Origin of the sequence: Pseudomonas sp. PDM09, from assembly GCF_014852305.1 — a bacterium.
GTDB lineage: Bacteria > Pseudomonadota > Gammaproteobacteria > Pseudomonadales > Pseudomonadaceae > Aquipseudomonas.
The window spans coordinates 72,876-93,084 of record NZ_JACVBI010000010.1; the positions used below are offsets into that span (position 1 = coordinate 72,876).

Here is a 20,209-nt window from a genome sequence, read left to right on the forward strand (position 1 = left end):
GTTCTGCGCGTTCGCCTACTCTTTGCTGAATGACTTTTTCGTCTGACTTTTTTCAGGATCATACATGCCCAATAACGATCGGCTGTTGGTGCAAATTCTGCTCCTGGTGCTGTTTGGCGCGAGCTTTTGGGTGATGGCGCCGTTCTGGTCGGCGCTGTTCTGGGGCGCGGTGCTGGCGTTTGCCAGTTGGCCGCTGATGCGTTTGTTGACCCGTTGGCTCAATGGCCGTGAATCCCTGGCGGCGCTGCTACTGACACTCGGCTGGATGGTGCTGGTGGCGGTGCCGCTGGTGTGGCTGGGATTCAATCTGGCGGATCATGTGCGCGATGCCACGGCGCTCATCAAGGATATACAGGTCGATGGCCTGCCTGAGGCGCCGACCTGGCTGGGCGGTATTCCCTTGGTCGGCGAGCGGTTGGTGGGTATCTGGAACAGCATCGATCAGCAAGGCGCGGCGATGATGCTGGCGATCAAGCCTTATCTGGGGCAGGTCGGTAACTGGTTGCTGGCGCGCAGTGCGCAGATTGGCGGCGGGATTCTCGAGCTGACGCTGAGTATTGTGTTCGTGTTCTTTTTCTACCGCGACGGGCCACGGTTGGCGGTGTTTGTTCATGGGCTGCTGGAGCGGCTGATCGGTGACCGTGCCAGCTATTACATCGAACTGGTGGCGGGTACCGTGCAGCGGGTGGTCAATGGGGTGATCGGCACCGCGGCGGCTCAGGCTGTTCTGGCGTTGATCGGCTTCCTGATTGCCGGTGTTCCCGGGGCGTTGGTGCTGGGGATCGTGACCTTCCTGCTCAGCCTGATTCCGATGGGGCCGCCGTTGGTGTGGATTCCAGCCACGGCGTGGTTGGCCTGGAAAGGGGAGTACGGGATGGCGGTGTTCCTTGGCTGTTGGGGGACGTTCATTATCAGCGGGGTCGACAACGTACTTAAGCCGTACCTGATCAGCCGGGGCGGGAATTTGCCATTGGTGATTGTGCTGCTCGGGGTGTTTGGCGGGTTGATCGCGTTTGGATTTATCGGCTTGTTCATCGGCCCGACATTGCTGGCCGTGGCTTACAGTCTGCTGACCGATTGGAGCAAGAGTCAGGTTCGGGTTGAGGATCGCCGGCCCTGACCTGTGCGAGCCTGCTCGCGGCTGCCTCACATCGGCTCCGGCGGTCCAATCAATCTTCCCATCACCCCAAACAAACCCAGCTCCCGAATGACCTCCAATTCGCCCTGCGTTTCCACCATCTCGGCAATCAACGGCAAATCAATGCTGTTGGTCGCCCGGAAAATCGCCTCGATGAACAGGCGCTTGTCAGTCTGTTCATCGATACCCCGTATGTAGGCTCCGTCGATTTTCAGGTAAGCAAGCCCCAGTTGCGTCAGGTTGCCGATCTGGCTGAAGCTGCCGCCGAAATGCTGCAACCCGATGCGGTAACCGGTGTTGAGCAGGCTGTGGCTCAGGCGTTGCAATTCTTCGGGCGGCGGCAGTTGGCGTTCGTCGATTTCCAGGATCAGCAGCGGCGCGAGTTCTGGCAGTGATTCGAGCAGGTCGAGGATATGTTGCAGCTGCGCCTGATCGCGCAGGGTACTGCCGGACAGACTCAGCGCAAGGGGCCAACGGTTGGCGGCCAGGTATTCGAGGGTTGTTTCGAGCATCGCCAGATCGAATCGCGCCGACCAGCCAAGGCGTTCGATCCACGGCAGGAAATGCCCGGCGGCAATCGCCTCGCCCTGCGGATCGAGCAGGCGAGCGAGGACTTTGTGGTGCAGCACCTGGCTGGTGTCGGCGCACTGCACCACCGGTTGGAAATACAACTGCATCTTGCCCTCGGTCAGTGCCTCGTCGATCCAGCTGCGCCAATCGTGTTGGGAATGGTTCGGCGCGGTATCGGCGTAGGCCTGGTATACCCAGGGGCGCTCGGGATGTTGCCGGGCCTGGGTCAGCGCCTGATCGAGGCGTAGCAGCACCTCACTCGTTGGTTCGCCGGGGTGAAAGGCGACCACCCCCAGGTGCGCCACCGGCATACAGTCGCTGGCGCCGGTAAGACGCAGGTTTTCCAGGGTAGCGCTGATTTCGCTGGCAACGCGTGCAGCATCCTTGCTGTCCAGGCCAGGGGTCAACAAGCTGAATTCGCCGCCGCGATTGCGTGCCGCGAGCCAGGTTCGACGCTCCGGCGGTTGCGTCAGGCGCTTGAGCAATTCGCCGACGGCACTGATCAGGGCATCGGTGCGCTGGCCGCCCAAGCGTTGGTTGAGGCCGATCAGGTCATTGATCCGCAGCATCAGCAAATGACCGTCGCGGCTTTGCTCGGAAACCAGTAATTGGTCGGCCAACTGTTCATCCAGCAAGCGCCGGTTCGCCAGGCCTGTCAGGGCGTCCTGATAAGATTCGGCTCGCAGATTTTCACTGCGCGCGGCCTCCTCGGCGAACAGCGCCTTGAGCTTTTCGACCATCTGATTCATGGCCAGCATTACGCGTTTGAGTTCCGGCGTGCGCGGCAGCTTCGGCAAACTGCGGAATTCGCGTTTGCTGATGGCTTCTGCCTGTTTGACCATGTTGTCGAGTGGGCGCAGTTGCCGGCGCAACAACCAGCCACCGAACACGGCGCTGAGCAGTCCGCAAATCAGTAGCCAGATCAGGCTGCCGAGGGTGCTGTCCCAGAGTTTGGCCAAGGCGAATTGCGGATTGCTCAACACTTCGACTCGCGCCGCCTGCTGCCAGCCACGGGTGATCAGTGCGTCACCACCTTGCGGGCGCAGATTGACCACGCTCACAAACCACTGCGGAACGCCTTCTATTTGTGCGGGGGCGCTGCGTTCCACCAGCACCTGTTCATTTTCGATGTCGATGACCCGGATGCTGCTGAAATAACCACTGTCGAAAATCGAGCTGACCATCAATTCGATCATCGCCGGGTCGTCGATCTGTGCCGTCAATGACAGGCCCAGCGCCGTGGCGGCGTCCTGGGCATGGGAGCGTAACTGGCTAAGCACCTGCTCACGGGAGCTCTCCAGGCTGACAAAAAAACTGCCGCTGAAAGCCACCAGCAAGAACAGGCAAATGGCCAGGAACAACTGTTTGCGCAGTGACATAAAACGCTCCTTGCTGTAGCGGCTAGCCTTCGCCCACGGCGAACCCTTCGATTTGCATCTTTTGCAGCACGTCTTGCCAGCGCGACAGTTTTTTCGAGTCGCTGCTGCGTTTGCCGCCATGGGCTCCCGGCAAGTACAGGCCTTCGGCGTTGAAGGCATATACCGGCAGCAGGTCTTTGCGTTGGGACGCGGGGCGGATCTCGCCGATCAGGTTATCCAGCACCAGCGGATCGGCTGTGGGGCTGCTATAGAAGGTCAACACCATGTGCGCCTGATTCTGGTTCAGGGCCTTGACGTAGGTGATGCGCAGTTTCTCGCTGGGAATTCCGAGGTGACGCAGGCTGAAATATTTCGCCAGGGCGTAGTCTTCACAGTCACCAGCGGCTTTGATCAAGGATTCCACCGGCGTGGCCCAGTAATCAGTCTGACGCCAAATGCGCATGTCATCCTGAAAATTCAGTTGTTGATTGAAGAAGCGATTAACCGCGTTCAGTTGTTCGCGCTCAGGCTGGTTCAGTTCGCTTTGCAGCAATTGACTCCAGGCCTCGATCCGCCCCCGAGCCGGGCCAAGGGGGCCGTAGCGTTTTTCAGCCGTTTGCAGAATCTGCGCAAAATCACGGTCGGCCCAGGCACTGCCCAACCCGACCAGCAGAAAACTCATCAGCAGCAGCCATCCGCCGAACCGAAGTCGGAGCGTTGACCATCCTGGGCTACGCGGACTGCGGGACATATCTGGCTGCTCGGGTGCAGATGTCTGAAGTCTAGGCGGTGTTTTCAGCGAGGAAGGGCAGGTCGTCGGACGAATGGACGTCGGCGGATGATTGTTCCCACGCTCTGCGTGGGAATGCATCCTGTGACGCTCTGCGTCACACCGGCGAAGGGGACGCGGAGCGTCCCGGGCGGCATTCCCACGGGGACCGTGGGAATGATCAAGATGGGATCAGGGTTTATGCAGGGTTTTCTGCTTGAGGATATAAACCGTCACCAGCACTGCACTGGTCAGCATGAACCCGCGCGCCCAAGGCAGGGGCACCAGGTAGCAGGAAAGCAGGATGCTCGCCCACATCAAACCGATGGCGTAGACCTTGCCCTTGAGGGGAATGCCATTGCCGCTCAGGTAGTCGCGGACCCACGGCCCAAGCCGTGGATGTTCCACCAGCCACTGATAGAAACGCGGCGAGCTGCGGGCGAAACAGGCGGCCGCCAGCAACAGGAACGGTGTGGTGGGCAGCACCGGCAGGAAAATCCCGATCACCCCCAGCGCTACGCTCAGCCAGCCGATGGCCAGCAGCACGTAGCGCAACATCAGGGGGCGGTTGCCTATGGGGTTGTCCATAGGCAAAACCTTAGTGGTGACGTGGCTTGAGAATCGCCGGTTTTTCGTCTGGCGCGTTGCACAGCAGGTACAGCGCGGTCAGGGCTTCCGGGATCTGCACGATCATGTCGTCCATCAGGTTGGCGTCGGCGGCGATGTCGGAGAACTCAGGCTGTTCGTCGAACAGACCCGAACCGACCATGATCGGCAGCAGCATTTCGCTGACTTCGTCTTCGGCGGTTTCGAACCAGGCCGCTTCGCGCAGGAACACGCCTTCCATGAAGCCGATGCACCAGCCGCGCAGGTCGGAATCGTCCGGGTCGTCGCCCAGATCGAGCTCGCATGGCAGCTCGAACTCTTCATCGGACGCCAGTTGGCGGGCGATGTGCGCCTTGAGCAGCAGCAGGGTGGATTCGATCACTTCACGCTCGGTGTCGTCGGCGTAATGCGGCTCTTCGGCGAAGAGCGCGTCGATCCATTCACGGTCGGGAACGCTCTCGGAACAGATCGACAGCGCGGTGAGGTAGCCGTGGGCGGCCACGTAGTCCAGCGCCTCGTCATGCAGCTCGTCGGCGTCGAGGAAGACTTGCAGGCGGGTTAGTTGCTCAGCGAAGGACATTAAAGGGCTACCTTGGGGAATATACGATGCGGGAATTCTAGGCCTTCTTGAGCGCTTGGGCCAGCCGCGCGGTGTATTTGAACCCTTGTGATGGAATCTGTGGTTGGGGGCAATAGAAAACCCTGTGGGAGCGGGCTTGCTCGCGAAAGCGGTGTGTCAGGCGGCATTAATGTCGACTGACACACTGCTTTCGCGAGCAAGCCCGCTCCCACAAGGTCTGTATTGCATTGGCTTTCATGTGTCTTATCAGCGGCGCCCTTTGCAGGGGAGGGCTCGGGTATACTCGCGCGTTTTGTGATGCCCTGCTGGCGTCACGGCTGAGATATGCAGCGTCATGCAATGCGCACTTACGATTTGTCGGTGCAGCTTTCATGATTCTGAACCAGCCTTGCAGGGATGTTTCGGTGATTTTTGGAGTTTTTATGCTCGAACAGGCTCAACGCGTCCTCAAGGACATCTTCGGCTACGACAGTTTCCGTGGCCGTCAGGGTGCAATCATTGAGCGCGTGGCCAGTGGCGGCGATGCCCTGGTGCTGATGCCTACCGGGGGCGGCAAGTCCTTGTGCTTCCAGGTGCCGGCGCTGCTGCGCGAAGGCCTGGCGGTGGTGGTATCGCCGCTGATTGCGCTGATGGACGATCAGGTCGCGACCCTCGAAGAGCTGGGTGTCGCCGCGGCGGCATTGAACTCCACGCTGAGCGCTGAGCAACAGCGTGATCTGGCGGCGCGGATCAAGCGCGGTGAGGTGAAAATGCTCTACCTGGCGCCCGAGCGCCTGGTTCAGCCACGCATGCTGGCCTTCCTGCAAAGCCTTGAAATCGCCCTGTTCGCCATCGATGAAGCGCACTGCGTGTCCCAATGGGGTCACGATTTCCGTCGGGAATACCTGCAACTTGGCCAATTGGCGGAATTGTTCCCCAACGTTCCGCGCATTGCCCTGACCGCGACCGCCGACAAGCGCACCCGGGAAGAAATCGTCGATCGCCTGCATTTGCAGGATGCCGAGCGTTTCCTCTCGAGTTTCGACCGCCCCAATATTTTTTATCGCATCGTGCCCAAGGAACAGCCGCGCAAGCAGTTGCTGGCGTTCCTCGCCGAGCGGCGCAGCGACGCCGGCATTGTTTACTGCCTGTCGCGCAAGAAGGTTGATGAAGTAGCGGTGTTCCTCAGCGAGCAAGGTTTTCCGGCGTTGCCATACCATGCCGGCCTGGCCAACGACATGCGGGCCCATCACCAGAAGCGCTTCCTCAACGAGGAAGGGCTGATCATGGTCGCCACCGTGGCGTTCGGCATGGGCATCGACAAGCCCAACGTGCGTTTTGTCGCGCACCTGGATTTGCCGAAGTCCCTTGAGGCCTATTACCAGGAAACCGGTCGCGGCGGTCGTGACGGCCTGCCGGCGGATGCCTGGATGGCGTACGGCCTGCAAGACGTGGTGATGCTCAAGCAGATGCTGCAAAACTCCGAAGGCGACGAGCGCCACAAGCGTCTGGAGCAGCATAAGCTCGACGCCATGCTCTCGCTCTGCGAAGAAACCCGCTGCCGCCGCCAGACCCTGCTCGCGTACTTCGACGAAGACATGCCCGAGCCCTGCGGCCACTGCGACAACTGCGTCGACGGCGTGCAGACCTGGGACGCCACCGAGCCGGCCCGTCAGGCGCTGTCGGCGATCTACCGCACCGGTCAGCGTTATGGCGTCGGTCATCTGGTCGACGTGCTACTGGGCAAGGACAACGAAAAGGTCCGCAGCTTCGGTCATCAGCATTTGTCGGTATACGGCGTAGGCAAAGCGATGGGGGAGAGCGAATGGCGCTCCTTGTTCCGACAACTTGTTGCCCGTGGTCTGGCGGACATCGACCTCGAAGGCTACGGCGGCCTGCGCCTGAGCGATACCTGCCGGCCATTGCTCAAGGGCGAAGTGACCCTGGAACTGCGCCGCGACCTCAAGCCGCAAACCACCGCCAAAAGCAGCAAGAGCCAGGCCAGCCAACTGGTTCGCGGTGAAGAACGCGAACAGTGGGAAGCCTTGCGTGCCCTGCGTCGCAAACTGGCCGAAGAGCATGGCGTGCCGCCGTACGTCATCTTCCCCGACTCGACGCTGCTGGAAATGCTCCGCAGCCAGCCAACTTCGCTGGCGCAAATGGCCACGGTCAGCGGTGTCGGTGCGCGCAAACTGGAACGTTACGGCGAGGCCTTCCTCGAAGTGCTCGGCGGCCAGGTCGAGGCGCCGAAAGTGGTGGCCGATGTGCGTCACGAGTTGATCACGCTGGCCCGGGCCGGCATGACTCCGCTGCAGATCGCCGGTCAGCTGCAATGCTCGGAAAAGAACGTTTACACAATGCTTGCCGAGGCCATCGGCAAGCAGCAGCTGTCACTGGAACAGGCGCTGGACCTGCCTGAAGAGTTGATGGGCGAAGTTCAGGACGCTTTCCTCGACGGCGAGGGCGAGTTGCCATCGGTATCAGAGATTGCCGCGCTGTTCGCGGGAAGAGTTCCGGAAGGCGTTTTGTATTGCGTTCGTGCCGCCCTGCAGTCGGAATTCGAAGTCTGAATGACCTGCGGCATAGATGTAACGATTCAGTACAGGAGCAAGCCTTGCCTATAGCCAAAGGTCATGCTTAGCTGACTAATAATTAGCTTTTCTCTATTTTCAGTCTAACCATGAGTGTTTTATGCCGTTAACCGATCAACACCGCTTTGGCATGCAACTGGCCCAGATGTCTCGGGGCTGGCGTGCCGAACTGGACCGCCGATTGGCTGGCCTGGGTCTGTCCCAGGCGCGCTGGCTGGTGCTGCTGCATTTGGCACGTTTCGAGACTGCCCCCACCCAACGCGAACTGGCGCAAAGCGTCGGCGTCGAAGGGCCCACTCTGGCCCGACTGCTCGACAGCCTGGAAAGTCAGGGCCTGGTGCAACGCCAATCCGTGCTGGAAGACCGTCGGGCAAAAAAAATCGTCCTTTGTGCCCCGGCCCGGCCCTTGATCGAACAAATTGAAACCATTGCCACTCAATTGCGCCACGAACTGTTCGAAGGCGTTGATGAGGCGGATTTGAAAGTCTGCATGCGCGTCCACGGGCACATCCTGGGTAACCTGGAAAAATCTTGAGGCATAACCACGCGCCGGACTTTTGAGATACCCCGTTGGGCAGACTATAAAGAACTACTAGGTAATATCGTGTTCGTACCGGATGTGCGAATACGTACAGGTTGGTTCAGGTTATCTAAGGGATGCTCATGCTCGAGAGTTGGCACGTTGTATTGCGGTGTTGCACCAGGCTGCTGCTGGTCGGTGGTGCTGTCACTTACTCGGCATTGGCCCCTGCGCTCGGGTTGGGTGAGATCACCCAGCATTCGGCGTTGAATCAGCCGTTCAATGCCGACATTGCTTTGGTGGACGCTGGCGGCCTGGCGGAGGGCGAGCTATCGGTCAGCCTGGCGACGGCGGACGAGTTCAGCCGCGCCGGTGTTGAGCGGGTGTTCTTCCTCAACGACCTGAAGTTCACACCGATCCTGCGGGGCAACCGCAGCCTGATCCGGGTAACCTCCAGCAAGCCGGTCAATGAACCCTTCCTGAATTTTCTGGTGCAGCTCAATCAGCCCAACGGGCGTTTGCTGCGTGAGTACACAGTGCTGATCGATCCTCCGGGGTCACCAGGAATTGTTCCCGTCAACGACGACCCCGCGCCGCGCCCTCAGTCTTCCGCATTCCCGTCCGTCGAACCGGCTGTTGCACCGCCACCTGCTGCGAAGGCGGCGACGCCCAAGCCTGATATCGATAAACCAGCTGCCGTGCCTGGGAATGATGCTATTGCCGAACAGCTGGCCGCCAGCGTGCTGCAGAACCAACAGTTGCAAAAGACCATCGATGAACTCAATGCCAAGCTTCAGGCTCAGGACGAGCAGATCGCCGGGCAGAGAAAGCAGGTGATCGAGCTGCAAACCCAATTGGCGGAAGTCAAACAGGCACCGGTAGAGCCGGTCGTGCCCCAGGTGACGGCACCTGCGCCCGTTGTAGGAGAGGAATCTGAACCGACTCCGTGGCTGCTGATCATCGGGTTGCTGGCACTGGTGGCGTTGCTATCGCTCGCCGTCTACATTCGCCGCCAACGACAGCAAGCTCAGGCTCAGGTCCAGGCCGAGCCGTTACCTGTGCAGCCGTTGCGTCATGAACCGGTGCCCCTCCGCACGGAAGAACCGATCAGGCCGACGTCGCGGCCGCAACCGCTAGCTGGATCGGCCGAAGAGACTCCCGTAGGCGACGTGCTGGAAGGGGTGGGTATCTATCTGGCGTATGGCCGTTTGTCCGAGGCGGCCGGTTTGTTGCGAGACGCGTTGGCCAGGGAACCCCAGCGCACCGATCTGGCCGTGCAGCTGTTGGAGGTCCTTGGTAAACAGGGCGACGTGCAAGCTTATGATGCGCAGGAAAGCAGCCTGCGAGACGCCGGGTTCGATGCACAGCAGCTTCAGGACATCCGCGCCCGCCATCCGAAACTGATCAGCGCCGCACCGGTGATCGCCGCCGTGGCAGTGGTTCCTCCCACCCCTGCAATCCCTGAAGCGGCACCGAGCGATGAATTCCAGTTGAACCTCGATGACCTGTCGATGGATTCGAACTGGGACCTGATCAGCCCCTTCGAAAACTCATCATCCAGCGCCAAACCGTCGAATGAACCAGCGCAGGCAGACGAGCCCGGGTTCACCTCGAACCTGCACGTGTTGCCCGATGTTTTCGAAATGCCCGAGGAGCCGACGCTGGACGAGCCCGAGCTTGAATGGATCGCCGAACCAGACGCTCAATCGCTGGACGAGACCTTTCTCAACGAGTTCAGCGACCCCGGCCAGCCGCTGGAGCTTGAGCCGCTGAGTGCTGAGTTGATGGGTCTTGAACCGGCCGGGCCGAGCAACGCGGGTAAACTCGAACAGGCCCAGACCTGCATCGACGACGGCGATCTGGACAGCGCCATCGAGCTGCTTAACGAGTTACTCAAGGAAGGTGACGAACCGCTCAAGGAAACGGCCCGGACGCTGTTGGCCGGTATTCGCTGAAAGATCGCAGCCTCGTTGCACTCGACAGCTCCCTACAGATGTACACATATCCCTGTAGGAGCTGTCGAGTGCAACGAGGCTGCGATCTTTTCGGTTATGCGGTTTATCATGGCGACGCCCCCAGGCTCAGGAACTTTGCCAATCATGACCGCACGTAAACCGGAAATCGTCATCACCTATTGCACGCAATGCCAATGGCTGTTGCGCGCTGCCTGGCTGGCCCAGGAACTGCTCAGTACCTTCGGCGATGACCTGGGCAAAGTGTCTCTGGTGCCCGGCACTGGCGGAGTTTTTCACATTTTCTGTGACGATGTGCAGCTCTGGGAGCGCAAGGCCGACGGTGGTTTTCCCGAGGCCAAGGTGCTCAAGCAGCGGGTCCGTGATCAGATCGATCCGGACCGCGACCTGGGTCACAACGACCGCCCTCAGTGAGACGCGGCTTCTACCGCCGCGGCGTTCTTGCTAGAACTGCCGGACAACCGGCTGGAAGCCACGATGGCCACGATGATCAGCGCGCCGCCAATCAACATGCGCAGGGTCGGATTTTCATCGAACAACAACCAGGCCAGGGTGATGCCGTAAACCGGCTCCAGAGCAAACACCACTGACGCGGTACGGGCTTTGATCACCGCCAGGCTGGCGACGAACAGGCTGTGGGCGACGCCGGTACAGAACACCCCGAGCAGGCCGATCCACAGCCAGTCGATGGCGCTCACTTCGCTCAATTGGGGCGCCGCCACCGGCAGCAGGCAGATCGCTACCACTACGTTCTGACACAGAGCAGCCTGCACTGGCGGAATGCGTCCAGAACTGGCGCGGTTGGTCAGGGACAGCAGGGCGAACAACAAGCCGGAAGCCACCGCCCACAGCAGGCCAGTGGTGGCGCCGCTGGCCAGATCAAAATCCGGCGTGACCAGCACCAATCCGATGCTGACCAGCACCACCAGCAGGATTTCGTTGGCGCGGATGCGCTCGCGGAAGATCAGCCCTTCCAGGATCACGGTAAACGCCGGGAAACTGGCAAACCCCAGGGTCGCGATTGCCACCCCGGCGACCTTCACCGCGATAAAGAAACTCACCCAGTGCCCGGTCAGCAGTAAGCCACTGAGCAGCAGGCGACGCAGGTCCACGGCGTCGAGTTTCTGCCAACGGGTACCGCTTGCGAACCGTGCGAAAAACGCCAGGGCGAGGACAGCAAACGCGGCACGGCCGAACACGATGATGGCCGGCGAAGCGGCGGCGAGTTTGCCGAATACGCCGGTCAGGCCGAACATCAGTGCACCGATATGCAGAGCGCCAAGGGCGGTACGGGGAGTCATTGCAATCCTTGATGAAAGTAGTGAGCGAAGCCGACGACATCCTCTCAGATACCGCGGTCTTCTGTAGCAGCTGGCGAAGCCTGCGTTCGAGCGCGAAGCGGTCGTAAAACCAGCGCATGCGCAGTGCCAGGCAAACCACATTGTTCCGATTGCGACCGCTTCGCGCTCGAACGCAGGCTTCGCCAGCTGCTACATTTAATCGCGCAGCGCTTGGTTATGTCTGTCGCCAGACTCGCGTCATTTGTCGCCAGCCTCGCGGCGCAATTTACCGGGCGAGGCTCCGAACTCACGCAGCATTGCCGCGGCGAACGCACTCTGCGAGCTGTAACCAACCCGACAGGCGATTTCGCCAATGGGCAACGCCGAATCGCGCAACAGGCCCACGGCAATGTGCAGCCGACGACTGCGAATGTAGTCCATCGGCGTTTGCCCGCATTCCGCCACGAACCGCGCATGCAACCGGGCACTGGACAGGCCGGCAATGCGCGCCAGATCGGCGACTTGCAGTGGATAGGCCGCGTATTGATCGATGTGCGCATTCAGCGCTGCATAAGGCAGACGCCGACCGCCTGCCCTGTCAGGTTTGGCGTTGTTCAGGCTGGCCAGCAACAGCACCGCGCCTTGCTGCGCAATCAGCGGATCTTTGATCTGACTGCCTGCCAGCCAACTCACCAGTTGGCTTTGCCCGGCGTCCAGCGACAGGCGCCCGGCATTGTCGAGCAAGCGGCGACTGGCTTCGGCGTGATCGCCAAGGGACTGCGAAACCCACTGGTCGCTCGGCACATCCAGTACCAGGCAACGACTGCCATGGGCGCTGTCGCAGGCATGATGCGCGCCCGACGGCACCACCACGAAACTCTGCTGCACCACCTGACTACCACGCCCTTCGACCTCGAAGTCCAGTGCGCCCGACAGCCCGAACACCAGTTGCGCGTGGTCGTGGCTGTGGACGATCAGGTCGTGGGTGTACTGGCGTAGCGTGAGGATCGGTCTCATCGCAGGTCTCCTGTGCAGGTCGCCAGTCTACACCGGGTGCGGCCCGACTCGCGCTGTCACAAGACTGACTTGCCACTGTCATGGGCAATTCACTCGACCGGCGCAAGCTTGCCAAAACTTGTCCTGAGGGTTGCCCATGACCAGCGCCGAGCTCGCCAAACCCAGCCGTAAGCAACGTGTGCGGACCTTGTGGATTTCCGATGTGCATTTGGGCACCCGGGACTGCCAGGCCGAACACCTGTCGCAATTTCTCAAGGGCTACCACACCGACAAGATCTACCTGGTCGGCGACATCATCGACGGCTGGAAACTGCGCAGCGGCATGTATTGGCCGCAAGCGCATACCAATGTGATTCGTCGCCTGCTGACCATGAGCAAGCGCGGCACAGAAGTGATCTACGTCACCGGCAACCATGACGAATTCCTGCGCCGTTATTCGAAGCTGATTTTGGGCAACATCCAGTTAGTGGACGAAGCCGTGCATGTGACCGCCGATGGCCGTCATCTGCTGGTGATTCACGGCGACCAGTTCGACGTGATCACCCGCTACCACCGCTGGTTGGCGTTTCTCGGCGATTCGGCCTACGAATTCACCCTGACGCTCAACCGCTGGCTCAACCATTGGCGTGCCCGTTATGGCTACGGCTACTGGTCGTTGTCGGCGTACCTCAAGCACAAGGTCAAGACAGCCGTCAGCTTCATCAGTGATTTTGAAGAAGCCATCGCCCACGAATGCGTCAAACGCGAGTTGCACGGCGTGGTGTGCGGGCACATTCACCATGCCGAGATTCGCAAGGTTGGCGGGGTGGATTACCTCAATTGCGGGGATTGGGTGGAGTCGTGCACGGCACTGATCGAGCATTGGGATGGCTCGATCGAGCTGTATCGGTTGGCCGATGCCCAGGCACGGGAGGCCGAGTTGAAGGCGGTGAAGGTCGCGGAGCCGGTATAGAAGACAAAGCAAAATCAAAAGATCGCAGCCTTCGGCAGCTCCTACAGGGGATCGCGTTTCCTTGTAGGAGCTGTCGAAGGCTGCGATCTTTTGATCTTAGGCCGGCGAATGCTCTTCCATCGCCGCCTTGTAGATCGAATTCTTCGGCTGTGCAAACAGCCGCTCCATCATCGGTTCGAAGAAGCTCAGCGGCAGCGTGTCGTACGCCGGATCAAACGCCGCCGCATCGTACCGGGCGCAAAATTCGATGGTCGCCTGGTACTGCGGATGACCGCTGAATTGCTCGCGCAAATGCCGATCCATGCCCAGGTGATGAAAAAAGTAATAACCCTGGAAAATCCCATGCTTCTCCACCATCCACAGGTTCTCGGCGCTGACGAACGGCTTGAGGATCGCCGCGGCGATGTCCGGGTGATTGTAGGAGCCCAGCGTGTCGCCGATGTCATGGAGCAGGGCGCAGACCACGTATTCTTCGTCGCGACCATCGCGCCAGGCGCGGCTGGCGGTTTGCAGGGAGTGGGTCAGACGATCCACCGGGAAACCGCCGAAATCCCCCTCCAGTAACTTCAGGTGCGCCACGATCCGTTTGGGCAATTGCCGGGCATAGGCGCTGAAATCTGCGGCGATGATCGCCCAGTCTTCCTGCGTGCCGTCCTGCATATGGGTAAAACGGGCATGGGCATTCATCGGCTATCCTCTTGTTCTGATCGAAAGGGATGTGTTGAGTGTAGGACTTGGATCCAACGCTGCATTGGCTACACAAGACGCTTTTGTGGCCCATGGAGCCTAGGGGGCATTCTCAATTAGTTCCGGCGCGGAGGGGAAACTAATTGAGAACGCCCCCTAGAACGGCACTCGACCCAGAATCATGTCGCGGTACATGACGAAATCGCCGAGCAGGCTGTAAAGAGGATGCTGGAAGGTGGCAGGGCGATTCTTCTCGAAGAAGAAATGCCCGACCCAGGCGAAGCTATAACCGGCCAGCGGCAGGGCCAGCAACATCCACCAGGCGCTGTTGCCGATGGTCAGCGCCAGAATGAAGATAACCAGAGAGGTGCCGACAAAGTGCAATCGTCGACAGGTGCTGTTGCGATGTTCGCTGAGGTAATACGGGTAAAACTCAGCGAAGCTATTGAAGCGCTTGATGTTTTCCACGACTGCGATCTCTGTGGTGGCTGTGCACGCGACAAGTTGCTCTGCGGGTAGCTTATTTAAGTCTAGAGTGATCATTGGTATCAGCCAGTGACAATAGGCGCCACTTTAGTATCCTTGGGTATTGGGTCGTGGCATGCGGCCATTACGTAGTAAACGCCATGAGCGAACGAACGACTTCTGCAAGCTGGGCGATGGGGATTGTCAAAGCACTGGAAATGGACGGCCTGGATTGCCGGGTTCTGTTCAAGCAGCTAGGGCTCGACTATGCGGCACTGGATGACCCGGATGCGCGCTTCCCGCAAGACTCCATGACGCGGCTCTGGCAGCGCGCGGTCGAGCTGTCCGGCAACCCGGCGATCGGACTGAACATGGGCAAGGTGGTGCGACCGGCGTCCTTCCATGTTGCCGGTTATGCGTTGATGTCCAGCCAGACCCTGGCTGAAGGCTTTCAACGTCTGGTGCGTTATCAGCGAATCATCGCCGAAAGTGCCGACCTGAGTTTCCGATTGCTGGATGAGGGGTATGCGCTGATTCTGACGGTGCATGGCGACCACCTGCCGCCGACCCGACAGAGTGCCGAAGCATCAATGGCCTGCGCCCTGGCACTTTGCGGCTGGCTGACCGGTCGTACGCTGCAGCCGCGCAAGGTCTTGCTGCAAGGCGCTAACCCTGTTGATCTTGAACCTTATAAACAAGCCTTTCATGCCCCGTTGATGTTCAACGCGCCTTATGACGCCTTGATCTTCGAGCGCGCCGACATGGAGGCACCGCTGCCCACCGCCAACGAGGCCATGGCGCGGCTGCACGACCGGTTTGCCGGCGAGTACCTGGTGCGGTTTTCCGAGAGCCGCGTGACCCACAAGGCACGGCAGGTGTTATGCCGTCTGCTGCCTCAGGGTGAACCCAAGCGTGATACGGTGGCCCAGACGCTGCACTTGTCGCAACGCACCTTGCAGCGTCGCTTGCAGGAAGAAGGCACGAGTTTTCAGACCTTGCTGGATGACACCCGACGTGAACTGGCCGAGCAATACCTGGCGCAACCGAACATGACCCTGCTGGAAATTGCCTACCTGCTGGGGTTTGCCGATCCGAGCAACTTCTTCCGCGCCTTCCGACGCTGGTTCGATTCCACCCCCGGCGAATACCGGACGCGGCTGATGGAAGCGCCCATGCGGATCAGTGACGCCAGAACGCCGGGATACACAGGACAAACACCGTAATGATCTCCAGCCGGCCCAGCAGCATGCCGAACGAGAGAATCCACTTCGCGGCATCCGGCAGGCTGGCGAAGTTACCCGCCGGGCCGATCGTTTCGCCAAGCCCCGGGCCTACGCCAGACACCGTGGCGGCCGCGCCGGTCAGCGCTGTCATCCAGTCCACGCCCAGTAGCGACAGCAGCAGTGCGATAACGCAAATGGTGATGGCGAAGAAGAACGAAAAGGTCAGGATCGAGCGCACGATCTCTTCGTCGAGACGGTGGCCGTTGTATTTCTGCTTGATCACCGCGCGCGGGTGAATCAACTGGTTAAGGTTGGCCTTGAGCAGAATGTAGGCAACCTGGAAGCGGAAAATCTTGATCCCGCCAGCGGTCGAACCCGAGCAGCCGCCAACAAACCCCAGATAAAAGAACAGCATCAGTGAGAAGTTGCCCCAGAGGCTGTAGTCCCCCAGTGCAAAACCGGTGGTGGTCACCACCGATGTCACGTTCAGCGCCACATGCCGCAAGGCTTCCAGCCAATGCAGCTGGGTAGTCCACCAGTACCAGGTGCCGAGTACCAGCCAAGTCACCAGCAACATACCGAGCAGCCCTTGAACCTGTTCATCCTTGATCAGTGCCCGACGGTTACCGCGTAACGTGGCGACATACAGGGTGAACGGCAGGGCACCGAGAATCATGATGACGATCGCGACCCAATGCACAGCAGGCTCCGGCCACTTGGCCAAAGACTGGTCGGAGGTCGAGAAACCACCGGTGGAAATCGCTGACATCGCATGGTTGATGGCGTCGAACAGGTTCATCCCGGCCCACCAGAACGCCAGGCTGCCGAAAATGGTGATGCCGACGTAGGCCGCAACGATCAAACGCGCCACCATGTGCGAACGGGGCATGACTTTTTCGGAACGGTCCGACGACTCGGTCTGAAACAGCCGCATGCCACCGATGCGCAGCAGTGGCAGAATCGCTACCGCCATGCCGATAAAACCAATGCCACCAATCCAGTGCAGTAATGAACGCCACATCAGGATACCGGGAGACATGTTGTCCAGGCCCGTGAGTACCGTCGCTCCGGTGGCGGTGATGCCGGACATGCTTTCGAAGAACGAGTCGGTGTAGCTGATTTTCTGGGTCAGCAGGAACGGCAGGGCGGCGAATATGCACACCACCAGCCAGCTACTGACGGTCAGCAGGTACATGTCTCGCGGACGCAGATGGATGTGCTCGGGGCGCCCGGGTATCACCAGGGCCAGGCCTGCGACAAAGGTAATCATGCTGGCCCAAAGGAACGACGGCAGGTCGCTGGTGCGTTCGAAGATCACCAGGGTGGCCATGGGTATAACCATGGCGATGGCCAGCGTGATCAGGAAGATGCCGATGATGAAACCAATGATCCGTAAGGTCGGCAACGCCATGAAATCCGCTCGGGCTGATAGTAAGAAGGGCGCCATTCTACCTGCGGGGCAGGGCATGTAAACCGACGCCGTCGCGACAGTTGACGCTAGAATAGCCAAACATTTTCTACAGGAGGTGGCCGATGCAGGCTCTCGACGCTTTGCTCAACCGTGTTTCCGTCCCACGACTGCTTGATCCGGCACCCACTGCCGAGCAGCGCGAAGTGCTGTTTGCCGCCGCGATGCGCGCACCAGACCATGGCCACTTGCAGCCTTGGCGTTTTCTGACAGTCGAAGGCGCAGCGCGCGAGCAAATGGGTGAGTTGTTGGCCGAGGCGGCGAAGCTGCAAGACCGTGATGTGTCCGAAGCCTTGCTAGACAAGGCGCGCAACGGCCCGCTGCGTGCGCCGCTGGTGATTGTGGTGATTGCGCGTTTGCAGGAGCACGCCAAGTATCCCAAGTCCGAGCAACTGTTGGCGGCCGGTTGTGCAGCTCACGGGATTTTGCTGGCGGCCTATGCGCAAGGCATTGGCGCGGTGTGGCGCACCGGTGAGCTGGCTTATTCGGCGCATGTGGCCAAAGGTTTGGGATTGGCGGAAGGGGAAGAGGTGATTGCGTTTCTTTACCTGGGCACGCCGCAGAAAGAGCCGCGGGTGGCGGAGAAGGTCGATCTGGCCGAGTTTGTCAGCGCCTGGCCCGGTAAGGCCTGAAGATCAAAAGATCGCAGCCTCGTTTCACTCGACAGCTCCTACAGGGATATATGTACATCTGTAGGAGCTGTGTAGGAGCTGTCGAGTGAAACGAGGCTGCGATCTTTTTGCATCACCACTGCACTTATGGCTGCACCAAAGCCCCCGGCACCAACGGCAATTCCAGACTGGCAACAAATCCGCCCTCCGGATGATTGGCCAGCACCAGACTGCCGCCATGGCGCTCCGCCGCACGACGCGCAATGGCCAGCCCGAGGCCATGCCCGGCCGCTGTCTGCCCCGGTGCCCGATAGAAGGGTTCGGCCAACAGATTCAAATGCTCGGTTTCTACGCCGGGACCGTGATCGCGCACGCTGACGACAATCCTGTCGCCCTGGCGAGACGCCTGCATTTCAATCGGTTGCCCGACCGGGTTAAAGCGCTGGGCATTGCGTAGCAGGTTGTCCACGGCACGCTCGATCATGGTCGGCCAGCCTTTGAGGTTCAGTTGTGGCTCGACCTCAAGGTGCACGTTCTGTTCGGGCGAACCCAACTGCGCATCTTTTTGCAGGGTAGTGAGCAGCGCATTGAGATCGACCTCTTCAGCACTGGCGTTGTCGGCATCGACGCGCGCCAGTACCAGGATTTCGCTGATCAACGCTTCCAGTCGATCGCATTCACGGGTCAGGCGTGGCCAGAGTTTTTCCCGCTCCTCAGGGTTGGCCCGCTCGGCCAGTGCCAAGGCAATGCGCAGTCGGGCCAAGGGTGAGCGTAATTCGTGAGACACGTCCCGCAGTAATTGTCGCTGGCTGCCGATCAGGCTTTGCAGGCGTGCGCCCATGCGATTGAAGTCGTTGGCCAGCACACCGAATTCATCGCGGCGGTTGGCCAGTTTCGCCAGGCTGTTTTGTTGATACGTTGTCTGCCCCAGGTCATGCACGGCGCTTCGTAAACGGCTCAGTGGTCGCGTGATGGAAAAGGTCACCAGCAAGCTGAACAGAGTCAACACCACCAGTGCGATGCCCAGTGCACTCAACGGCCAGAGCAGGCTTTCGCGGTGCCAGGCGTCCAGTTCCGGGTGCGGGACGCGATAGATCAGCAGATAGGTGTCGCCTGTCTTGGCGCTGGTGTATTCATCGGTCAGACGCCGCCATGGCAGGCGTCGATCTTCATGGTTCTGCCGTGCCTCGAAGGCCGCCGCTCGCCGTGGAAAGGTGCCGCGTACCACCGGGTCACCTGCCTCGTTGAGTACTTGAACGTTGATGTGATATTGACGCTTGCGCTGCTCCAGAATGTCTTGGGCGGCTTCTTCGCCCTGGCTTTCGTAGGTTTGCGTCCACTGTTCGGCCAAGGTGTTGAGGCCAGGGTGGCGACTGAGAATCCACGCGTCCTGGTTGAGCATGTGCCCGAGCAGAATGGAAAGCCCTGCAACCAGAGCGATGGCCAGCCAGAAGCTGGCCAGAATACGCCAGAACAATGAGCGCACAGAAAATCCTCAACTAGCGCAAATCCATGTGGGAGCGGGCTTGCTCGCGAAGGCGGTGTGTCAGTCAGCAAATGCTTTACCTGACACACCGCCTTCGCGAGCAAGCCCGCTCCCACATTAGACTGAGTGGTATCAGACCCAACGGGGGTTTAGTCGTCGGGTCCGGGGTTAGCGCATTATTGCGCTTTTTGCGCTTGCTGCGCTTTCCAGGCCTTGAACTCGGCCCATTCGGCGCGACGCTCAGCCTTTTTCTTCTGGATCTCGTCGAATTGCTTCTGTTGATCCGGTTTCAGCAGTGCGCGAACGTCGGCTTCGGCTTTCTTGTGCTTGGCCGCCATCTCGTCTTTCAGGGCTTTCTGATCGGCTGGCGAGAGTTTTTCCAGGTACTTGTCGACCAGTTGCTGACGCTCATGCATCTGCTCGCCCATGATCTTGCGGATTTGATCGCGCTGTTCGCGGCTCAGGTCCAGTTGGCTGTAAGGGCCTTTACCGTGCATGCCGTGCATCTGACCGCCGTGGCGTGAGCCGTCCATGTGGTCACCCATGGGACCTGCGCCTTCAGGCATGGCCATGGCAACGGTCGGCAGGGCGGCAGCAAACATCAGAGCGATAAGAGTCTTGCGCATGGTGTATCTCCTTGTCTCGTTCCCGGTACGTTCCGGATGTGTGCAGATTACGCAGATCAAGGTCAGCGGCGGTCAGCGGAGCGTAAAGCTTGGGTAAAGACGATTTTCTACCTTCCTGACAATTCCAACACTTCGCCGATTTCTCTCTGACGAAACATGGCCTTCGTAGCAGCTGTCGAGCCCCAGCGAGGCTGCGTTCGGCTGCGCAGCAGTCGTAAAACCTGTTTGCATGTTCTTTCAGATACACCGCGTCAAGCGGATCACGACTGCTGCGCAGCCGAACGCAGCCTCGCAGGCTCGACAGCTACTA

Annotated in this window: 19 protein-coding genes; 8 read left to right on the forward strand and 11 right to left on the reverse strand. The window is 60.0% G+C overall.

The window, feature by feature from the left end; genetic code table 11:
• Nucleotides 1–64 precede the first annotated feature (64 nt).
• Nucleotides 65–1,120: an AI-2E family transporter gene (locus tag IB250_RS22730; protein ID WP_192345662.1), complete on the forward strand. Its 1,056-nt coding sequence runs from the start codon at nt 65–67 to the stop codon at nt 1,118–1,120.
• A 26-nt stretch (nt 1,121–1,146) separates the two neighbouring features.
• Here IB250_RS22730 and lapD read toward each other — a convergent pair whose 3' ends face one another.
• The 4 genes from lapD to IB250_RS22750 all read right to left on the reverse strand — a co-directional run bounded on the left by lapD (nt 1,147) and on the right by IB250_RS22750 (nt 5,021).
• Nucleotides 1,147–3,087, reverse strand: coding sequence for a cyclic di-GMP receptor LapD (gene lapD / locus IB250_RS22735; protein ID WP_192345663.1), 1,941 nt, complete (start codon nt 3,085–3,087; stop codon nt 1,147–1,149).
• Nucleotides 3,088–3,109: 22 nt separating this feature from the next.
• Nucleotides 3,110–3,817 (reverse strand): cysteine protease LapG, encoded by a 708-nt coding sequence (lapG, locus tag IB250_RS22740; RefSeq protein WP_192345664.1) that lies wholly within the window; start codon nt 3,815–3,817, stop codon nt 3,110–3,112.
• A gap of 210 nt (nt 3,818–4,027) precedes the next feature.
• On the reverse strand, nt 4,028–4,423 hold the full coding sequence (locus tag IB250_RS22745) for a YbaN family protein (RefSeq protein ID WP_008074929.1): 396 nt from the start codon (nt 4,421–4,423) through the stop codon (nt 4,028–4,030).
• A gap of 10 nt (nt 4,424–4,433) precedes the next feature.
• Nucleotides 4,434–5,021 carry a YecA family protein gene (locus IB250_RS22750; RefSeq protein WP_192345665.1) on the reverse strand — a complete coding sequence of 196 codons (588 nt, stop codon included), beginning with the start codon at nt 5,019–5,021 and terminating at the stop codon, nt 4,434–4,436.
• 422 nt (nt 5,022–5,443) lie between these two features.
• On the opposite strand from IB250_RS22750, the gene recQ reads away from it, so the two are divergent.
• The 4 genes from recQ (at nt 5,444) to IB250_RS22770 (ending at nt 10,498) form a co-directional block, all read left to right on the forward strand.
• On the forward strand, nt 5,444–7,570 hold the full coding sequence (gene recQ / locus IB250_RS22755; protein ID WP_192345666.1) for a DNA helicase RecQ: 2,127 nt from the start codon (nt 5,444–5,446) through the stop codon (nt 7,568–7,570).
• 121 nt (nt 7,571–7,691) lie between these two features.
• Nucleotides 7,692–8,126 (forward strand): MarR family transcriptional regulator, encoded by a 435-nt coding sequence (locus tag IB250_RS22760; RefSeq protein WP_008074924.1) that lies wholly within the window; start codon nt 7,692–7,694, stop codon nt 8,124–8,126.
• A gap of 128 nt (nt 8,127–8,254) precedes the next feature.
• A complete protein-coding gene (locus IB250_RS22765) occupies nt 8,255–10,066 on the forward strand; it encodes a FimV/HubP family polar landmark protein (protein ID WP_192345667.1) in 1,812 nt (603 codons plus the stop codon).
• 144 nt (nt 10,067–10,210) lie between these two features.
• A complete protein-coding gene (locus IB250_RS22770) occupies nt 10,211–10,498 on the forward strand; it encodes a SelT/SelW/SelH family protein (protein WP_192345668.1) in 288 nt (95 codons plus the stop codon).
• Here IB250_RS22770 and IB250_RS22775 read toward each other — a convergent pair.
• Entirely contained in the window at nt 10,492–11,385 is an 894-nt protein-coding gene (locus IB250_RS22775) for a DMT family transporter (protein WP_192345669.1), read from the reverse strand. The genes IB250_RS22770 and IB250_RS22775 overlap by 7 nt on opposite strands.
• Nucleotides 11,386–11,622: 237 nt before the next feature.
• Nucleotides 11,623–12,381, reverse strand: a complete 759-nt coding sequence (locus IB250_RS22780) for a helix-turn-helix transcriptional regulator (RefSeq protein WP_192345670.1) — start codon at nt 12,379–12,381, stop codon at nt 11,623–11,625.
• Nucleotides 12,382–12,517: 136 nt separating this feature from the next.
• Here IB250_RS22780 and IB250_RS22785 point away from each other — a divergent pair, with 136 nt between their 5' ends.
• Entirely contained in the window at nt 12,518–13,333 is an 816-nt protein-coding gene (locus tag IB250_RS22785) for a UDP-2,3-diacylglucosamine diphosphatase (RefSeq protein WP_192345671.1), read from the forward strand.
• A gap of 96 nt (nt 13,334–13,429) precedes the next feature.
• Here IB250_RS22785 and IB250_RS22790 read toward each other — a convergent pair whose 3' ends face one another.
• Together IB250_RS22790 and IB250_RS22795 are read right to left on the reverse strand one after the other, a co-directional pair.
• Nucleotides 13,430–14,020 (reverse strand): HD domain-containing protein, encoded by a 591-nt coding sequence (locus IB250_RS22790; RefSeq protein WP_192345672.1) that lies wholly within the window; start codon nt 14,018–14,020, stop codon nt 13,430–13,432.
• A 156-nt stretch (nt 14,021–14,176) separates the two neighbouring features.
• The gene (locus IB250_RS22795) at nt 14,177–14,488 is read right to left on the reverse strand and encodes an Mpo1-like protein (RefSeq protein ID WP_192345673.1); all 312 of its coding nucleotides are present in this window, start codon (nt 14,486–14,488) and stop codon (nt 14,177–14,179) included.
• Between the two features lie 158 nt (nt 14,489–14,646).
• Between IB250_RS22795 and IB250_RS22800 the strand changes: the two genes are divergently transcribed.
• Entirely contained in the window at nt 14,647–15,708 is a 1,062-nt protein-coding gene (locus IB250_RS22800) for an AraC family transcriptional regulator (RefSeq protein WP_225603743.1), read from the forward strand.
• Here IB250_RS22800 and IB250_RS22805 read toward each other — a convergent pair.
• A complete protein-coding gene (locus IB250_RS22805) occupies nt 15,665–17,119 on the reverse strand; it encodes a TrkH family potassium uptake protein (RefSeq protein ID WP_192345674.1) in 1,455 nt (484 codons plus the stop codon). The two genes, IB250_RS22800 and IB250_RS22805, sit on opposite strands and share 44 nt — an antisense overlap.
• Nucleotides 17,120–17,241: 122 nt before the next feature.
• On the opposite strand from IB250_RS22805, the gene IB250_RS22810 reads away from it, so the two are divergent.
• Nucleotides 17,242–17,808: an NAD(P)H nitroreductase gene (locus tag IB250_RS22810; protein WP_192345675.1), complete on the forward strand. Its 567-nt coding sequence runs from the start codon at nt 17,242–17,244 to the stop codon at nt 17,806–17,808.
• Between the two features lie 124 nt (nt 17,809–17,932).
• Here the strand turns inward: IB250_RS22810 and IB250_RS22815 are convergent, their stop codons facing one another.
• Nucleotides 17,933–19,273, reverse strand: a complete 1,341-nt coding sequence (locus IB250_RS22815) for an ATP-binding protein (RefSeq protein ID WP_192345676.1) — start codon at nt 19,271–19,273, stop codon at nt 17,933–17,935.
• A 176-nt stretch (nt 19,274–19,449) separates the two neighbouring features.
• Entirely contained in the window at nt 19,450–19,899 is a 450-nt protein-coding gene (locus IB250_RS22820; RefSeq protein WP_192345677.1) for a Spy/CpxP family protein refolding chaperone, read from the reverse strand.
• Between the last annotated feature and the right edge of the window lie 310 nt (nt 19,900–20,209).